This window comes from Paenibacillus sp. J22P169 (assembly GCF_059691995.1).
The window spans coordinates 152,488-159,036 of record NZ_JCAUAO010000013.1 but is presented as its reverse complement, the minus strand read 5'-3'; the positions used below and the strand labels follow the sequence as shown (position 1 = coordinate 159,036).

The window sequence follows — 6,549 nt, the reverse complement described above, 5'->3', positions numbered from 1 at the left end:
GTAGTTGTAGTTGTAGTTGTAGTTGTAGTTGTAGTTGTAGTTGTAGTTGTAGTTGTAGTTGTAGTTGTAGTTGTAGTTGTAGTTGTAGTTGTAGTTGTAGTTGTAGTTGTACTTGTACTTGTATAAACCGTATCGGTTACAACTCGTCAATCGCAAAAGGAGGTTAATCATATGGATACATTGCGTTACCCAAACGGATTGTTCGAACACGAAGGCGAAGTGATGGAGTCTCAGCTCCGTCAGTGGATGGCCGACATTGAGCTGGCGCCAAGCAAGCTGCGTGAGGCTGTGGCTGGGCTCTCAGAAGAGCAGCTGGACACGCCGTATCGTCCTGGAGGGTGGACGCTTCGACAGGTGGTGCATCACGTCGCAGACAGCCATATGAACTGCTACATACGGTTCAAATTGGCACTAACAGAAGACGAACCGACGATTCGGCCGTATTATGAGGAGCGCTGGGCGGAGCTTAGCGATGGGATATCCGCGCCAGTAGAGCTCTCGCTTGCACTGCTAGATGCGTTGCACAGCCGTTGGATGATCCTTCTGCGTGATATGCAGCACGAGCAGTTTGCACGTTCTTTCGTGCATCCAGAGTCGGGGAATACGATTCGTCTGGATTGGCATGTAGGCAACTACGCATGGCATGGCCATCATCACATTGCTCATATCACAAGCTTGCGAGATCGCAAAGGCTGGTAATCACTAGCAAATACAAAACCACGAAAAACCCGCTCTGTCCAAGAGGACGCAGCGGGTTTTCACAGTTTCTATCGAGTCTTGCTATACTCCTCCATTGGCAGTCCCGCTGCAGATCCTCTAGCACTCACGATCCCAGCGTCAGCAGATAAATAGCGACCGACCTTGTCGATCCACTCCTGGACGTAGTGATCAGTGGCCCATTGCGCCATGACGAGTTGTTCGCCAGGCTGTAGATCTATGGTTAGCTGCGGAATACTGCCGGGCGCTTGCCCGTAGGAGTAGAATTTGAGGGTGTTCCCCTCGAAGATGACGAGCATATCATCCATCGGAGAGGTTAAGGCATCCGTAGCTTCCGGCCACGAGGACTTGATATTGCTCCAAGAACAGCAGATATCGTCATGATTGACGACTTTATCCGGCAAGTCGCGTGGGAAATCACGAAGCACATAAGAATCGGGTCTAGATAAACTTGCTTTCGGTGTTTCAGCAACTTTACCAACCCACTGGCCTGGCTCTCGTTTTACTGTCCAGCTCTGCCCAGAAACCTCACCCAACGCATTGTCTCCGACGTTCGTCATCGAGGCAAGTTCATTACTTAAACTAGTGCCAAACACGTCCATAATGGACACATGATTCTTGTCCAATGGCTTTTTGTAGAACTGCATGGTGCGTGCTTCCTTGAGCTGTGGGAGTGTACGCACCCAGAGGCGATCCGCATGATAAGGGGCATTACCATTCCAAGCTGCCTCAGATTCGGCAACGGAGACATATTGGTTGCCTGCAAACAACAGGGTCTCCACACGATTGAACTCTTGGTCCTCTGGCTCTGCGAAGCGTTCTGTCTTGACAGGCTGATCAGCAAGATGAGCTGATAAATAGTAGGACTCCCCCTTGCTCGTTGTATGTTTGAGGGAGTCGATTTTCCAGAAATTTTGCTTGTACGGCATCAAAATGCCTGTTCCTTCGGAAGTTTTCTGCAATTGTCCGCGAACGGGTGCTATAAGCATCGTTCGATAGGTGCTGTAACGAAGCGGCGATAGCGCGCGTCCTTGACCGCTGTTGGCAGGCTCGTGCTCCGTGCGAAGCCCAATAAGCAGCGCTGTGCTGATGGGAGCAGGAGGCGGCGTTGAGACAGTTACAGCCGCCGGCATCAGTTTCCCCTCGAGAGCTGCAGCCTCGCTTTGGGTATGCAAGGTGTGCCAGGGGAATAGAAGTACGACAGCCAAGACAGTTCCCAAACCAGCGACGCAGAGAAATGGCTTTGCCTTGGACTTGTTTCTCTCCTTGTGTCGAATCGTTTCCTCGATGTCATGCTGCAGCTTGGAGGTAAACCCCTTCTGCTGAAGGGGTCCTTCTTCCAATTGCTTCTGGAAGTCATCCGGATCAGGAGTTTTCAAGCGCTTCACGCTCCTTCAGACTAAGAACCTTAAGTCTGGCGTGGTGAAGCCTGGATTTAACCGTTCCTTCCGAAATGGCGAGAATAGCGGCCATTTCCTTGGTGGTCATCTGATAATGCGCGTGAAGAATTAAAATTTCTCTATATTTTGAGGATAAAGACATAACTTTTTGCCAAATCTCACTTGCATATAAATTTTCAACCGCTTCTGTTTCAGCGGAGTTTGCAGTACCACCCGTTTGGACGAAGCCGACGAGGGTTACCTTGCGCCAAAATGCTTTGCGCATATAATCATAAGCGGTGTTGCGGGTTATCGTAAGCAACCAAGTTTTTACCGCAGCTTCGCCACGGAAAGTCGTCAGATTGCGATATACTTTTAAGAAAGCATCCTGTGCAATGTCGTCGGCAGCATCTTTATTGCGACAAATGCTAAATGCGTAATTCCACACATCATTCCCGTAGGTTTCCATCAAATTACGAAGGATCACCTTCTGATCTGTTGTTTCTGCGATGTACTTCAAATAATCAAATACATGGACACCGGTCGTTTCCAATTCTCTCACCTCTCCTATATAGACGCATTCATTCCTGAAAAGTTCATCATTCGAAAAAAATACTTTTACTCACAGCATTCGTAAGCCGCCGACCATTTGAGCCTTATGAGAAAATATTCCACCATCGGTCAGTTCATACCATCATCCAAATAACGATTTTGCTCTAGAGCTAGGTCGTGATTGGCAGGAACTTATGCATAGGAAAGAGAAAAGGTGGGGTAGAAACAGGGAACGTTGCCAGCAGAGATTTAAGAGAAGCGGAACGTATACGGACTAGCTTGACAACGAAGCGCATTAGCACGCAATATTGAAGGAAGGACTAGATCCTTCGGAGAGGAAGAACAGCATGAATTTCGTTGAGCATATAGCAGATCATTTGCGGACCGGACAGATCAGTAATTATCCGCAGCCAATTGCTCTGAACTTAGGTTTAGTGTACACGGTGAAGCTAGAAGACAAGAAGACGAATTTAATTTGGCTTCCTTTTGAATATACAGGTTTAGCTTATATCGATATGGGCCTGCAGGTGAATGTTTACCCTTACTATCGCGGCACCATTATTGAAGAAATTGAACTTTCCCGAGGAACGGATCTTTACAAGCCCCAAACGGAAGAAGCATTCATGAAGACGCTATATGCCAAGGGGTACGAGCTGCACCAACTGCTGCAAGAAGAGCAATACAGTCATTTATATGGGAGTGCACCAGATTATCTAGCTAAAATGATGTACATCGTCGACTGGATGCGGTATTACAACTCTGTCAAAACAGTAGCAGGTACGAAAAGATAAGAATAGAACGTTCGAGATCATGGATCTTGCTTTCTACCTAGTAGAGGGCAGGGTCTTTTTGGCATTTCATATGGCTATAGTCCCAGTTTATGGGGGCACATCCTGCATGGATGAATGGGCTTTTCAGCATGTTCTCAAAGGCTAGTAGAAGGCTTATCCTAGAGAATGGTGAAAGTAAGTGCCGAAAATTTGGATAGAAGTGGAGAAATTGGCGATGATACGATGGAATAAATGGCTGACAATTGCGACGATCGGTTGCCTATTAACAATAGGCAGCTTGCAAAGTAGAAGCGAAGCAGCGGGGTTTAAGGATATTGGCGGACATTGGGCGGAGCAAACGATCGTTCAAATGGTACAGCAGGGCTTATTGGATGGTTTTCCAGATGGAACCTTTCGGCCAGATGAGACCGTAACGGCAGATCAATTTGTGAAAATTGTCCTGCTAGCCTTCACAGATAAGTTCCCGAATGGTGAACGGAAGTGGAAGACAAGCTTTCTACAAACATTAAGTGCGAGCAATCAAAATATTTTACAGCAGGATTACCGGGATTTCACGTTTAAGCCGAACACGGTTGGTTACTGGGCAAAACCTTATTTGGATCTAGCAAGTGACCTTCACTTTATTAGCAAAGGACAGTTCACGGATTACAAAGCTTCCTTGAAGCGGGAAGATGTTGCGGAGATTTTGTACTATTTATTGAAGGAAACCGAATATTTGGAGGATGAGACATATAGTCTTGCTGCTGCATCCCATTTCGGCGATTTGCAGAGCGCAACGAGCAGACAGCAGAAGTTTATCGGGGAGTCGATGACGAAGGGGATCATGGAAGGGTATCCGAATGGTTACTTCGGTGTAGGTCAATATGTGACACGTGCGGAAGCGTTGCAAATTATTACGCGTCTACAGACGAAATCGAAGCGCATAAGCGTAAAGAACGATAACGATGCGTTCATTAAAGTCGTGCCTACCAAGGATGGCAGTTACAAGAAGCTCGTTTTCCCAGATCAACGCATGCTGCAAGCGTATGAAGTGATGGAGGAAGCGGGCAAGCTGCGTGGGACGAATTACGATTTAGAAGAGACGACACTTCGGCTATTTAAGAGTGCTGAAGCCAAAGCACAAGCATTGAGCGGGGCGACGGCGGAAGCGCGTAACAGCAACGAAGCTTCTCTCTGGTTGGATCCACAGTTTGCAACTTATGGAGTCACAGTTCGATTGGAAGATGGGGTGCTTGCCCGGAATACGGAAAGCATTCGCAAGTTCACGGACTTCCTTTTCGGATATGATGCGGACATTTTCAATCGTCAATTTACGGATGCATGCGCGCGTGCTGCAGCGAAAGGTGTTCTTGAAACGACAACGACACAAATCGGCAACTACTCCGTAGAAACCCGGTTGGAGTCGGATGGCAAGACGATCGTCTTCTCGATCATTCATTCTTAAAAAGTTGCAAAAAATGCTGTACATACAAGTTGGATTGCATGTCCAGTAATTGCGAAACGTCTAGCTAACATGTACGTACAAGTGTATAATAAGGGTATCCTATATACATTTTATCGGAAGGTGTTGAGCTCAGGTGCTAGAGAAATTGAGACAGCAAGTATTGGAAGCCAATTTGGATTTGCCCAAATATCGGCTAGTTACGTTCACATGGGGCAATGTCAGCGGAATTGATCGGGAACAAGGACTCGTAGTGATTAAGCCGAGTGGTGTACCTTATGAGGATTTGAAAGCCGAAGACCTTGTGGTCGTTGATCTCCAGGGTAACCTTGTGGAAGGCACAATGAAGCCATCCTCCGATACGCCAACGCATCTGGCGTTGTATCGTGCGTTTCCAACGATTGGCGGCATCGTTCACACGCATTCGCCTTGGGCTACGAGTTGGGCGCAGGCTGGCCGATCCATTCCGGCTTTGGGTACAACTCACGCCGATTACTTCTATGGCGAAGTGCCATGCACGCGTTTGATGACGGAGGCAGAGATTCAAGGGGCTTACGAGCTGGAGACAGGCCATGTGATCATCGAAACGTTCCGCGAGTTGGATCCAGCAATGGTTCCAAGCGTGCTTGTGAACTGTCATGCGCCATTCAGTTGGGGCAAGGACGCACATAATGCGGTTCATAATGCTGTTGTATTGGAAGAAGTTGCGAAGATCGCGTATCGTACGTACAACTTGAATCCATCGATTCAACCTATGGACCAAACGTTGTTGGACCGCCATTTCCTGAGAAAGCATGGTTCGAACGCGTATTACGGGCAAAAATAACATGTTTCGAGGGCAATCAGCTGAATAAGCTGATTGTTCTTTTTTGTTACAGGTCAGTTAGTCCTTGCGAGTGGTTGATCTTCTTTCGCACCCTTTGGCGGGAAGCCCTTCATTTGGTATGATGAAGATAGACTAGGAAGAAGAGGATGATGACACATGTTTGCGAAATCGAGCTACAGTGGGACGAGAGAAGAACAATATACCTTGCTGATTGGGCAAGTCCACGCTTTGATACAGGATGAACCGAACCGTATTGCGAATCTGGCGAATGCATCTGCCTTGCTCGGGCAGTTTCTGGTAGACATAAACTGGGTAGGGTTCTATTTGGTCGATGAGCAGCTTGAACGAAAGGAGCTCGTGCTCGGACCTTTTCAGGGATTGCCGGCTTGTGTGCGAATTCCTTTTGGTAAAGGGGTTTGCGGTACGTCTGCCGAGCGCAGGGAAACCGTTCTTGTGCCTGATGTCCACGCATTTCCGGGACATATTGCCTGCGACGCCGCTTCGCAATCAGAGATCGTGATCCCGATTGTGGTGGGAGGCGAGCTTGTTGGTGTGCTAGACATCGACAGCCCGAGTCTTAATCGGTTCGACGATGTCGATCAACGCTTCCTAGAGCAGTTCGTGCTGAAGCTTGCTGCGGCGATGTAGGATAGGCGTTCCAAGAGCAGTACCAACGTGAGTAAATTTTACGAAGAGTCCCGCGCGACAAATAACTGGAAAAAATCCAGCTAATTATCGCAGTTTTTTCAATATGAGCAGAATAACTGGATTACTTACAGCTAATTTTCCACATTCAGCTCACAAATTGCGGGAATAGGCAGATTACCTGTAGGTTTTCCAGTT

General features: G+C 47.7%; 7 protein-coding genes. 5 read left to right on the top strand and 2 right to left on the bottom strand.

Translation table 11 applies throughout. From position 1 onward, the window contains the following. The first annotated feature begins 171 nt into the window (after positions 1 to 171). Positions 172 to 699 (top strand): YfiT family bacillithiol transferase, encoded by a 528-nt coding sequence (locus AC58QG_RS33340; protein WP_497366319.1) that lies wholly within the window; start codon positions 172 to 174, stop codon positions 697 to 699. A 68-nt stretch (positions 700 to 767) separates the two neighbouring features. On the opposite strand, the gene AC58QG_RS33335 is transcribed toward AC58QG_RS33340, so the two are convergent. Both AC58QG_RS33335 and AC58QG_RS33330 read right to left on the bottom strand, forming a co-directional pair. Further along, complete coding sequence (locus tag AC58QG_RS33335) at positions 768 to 2,096, bottom strand: hypothetical protein (RefSeq protein ID WP_497366318.1); 1,329 nt, start codon at positions 2,094 to 2,096, stop codon at positions 768 to 770. Continuing rightward, the gene (locus AC58QG_RS33330; RefSeq protein ID WP_497366317.1) at positions 2,083 to 2,649 is read right to left on the bottom strand and encodes an RNA polymerase sigma factor; all 567 of its coding nucleotides are present in this window, start codon (positions 2,647 to 2,649) and stop codon (positions 2,083 to 2,085) included. Before AC58QG_RS33330 ends, AC58QG_RS33335 begins: the two co-directional genes overlap by 14 nt. A 346-nt stretch (positions 2,650 to 2,995) precedes the next feature. Here AC58QG_RS33330 and AC58QG_RS33325 point away from each other — a divergent pair, with 346 nt between their 5' ends. From AC58QG_RS33325 to AC58QG_RS33310, 4 genes are all read left to right on the top strand, one after another. Then, positions 2,996 to 3,439, top strand: a complete 444-nt coding sequence (locus tag AC58QG_RS33325; RefSeq protein ID WP_497366316.1) for a hypothetical protein — start codon at positions 2,996 to 2,998, stop codon at positions 3,437 to 3,439. A gap of 214 nt (positions 3,440 to 3,653) precedes the next feature. Further along, positions 3,654 to 4,883: an S-layer homology domain-containing protein gene (locus AC58QG_RS33320; protein ID WP_497366315.1), complete on the top strand. Its 1,230-nt coding sequence runs from the start codon at positions 3,654 to 3,656 to the stop codon at positions 4,881 to 4,883. A gap of 133 nt (positions 4,884 to 5,016) precedes the next feature. Further along, a complete protein-coding gene (gene araD / locus AC58QG_RS33315; protein WP_497366314.1) occupies positions 5,017 to 5,706 on the top strand; it encodes an L-ribulose-5-phosphate 4-epimerase in 690 nt (229 codons plus the stop codon). A gap of 156 nt (positions 5,707 to 5,862) precedes the next feature. Beyond that, on the top strand, positions 5,863 to 6,354 hold the full coding sequence (locus tag AC58QG_RS33310) for a GAF domain-containing protein (RefSeq protein ID WP_497366313.1): 492 nt from the start codon (positions 5,863 to 5,865) through the stop codon (positions 6,352 to 6,354). The last annotated feature ends 195 nt before the right edge of the window (positions 6,355 to 6,549 follow it).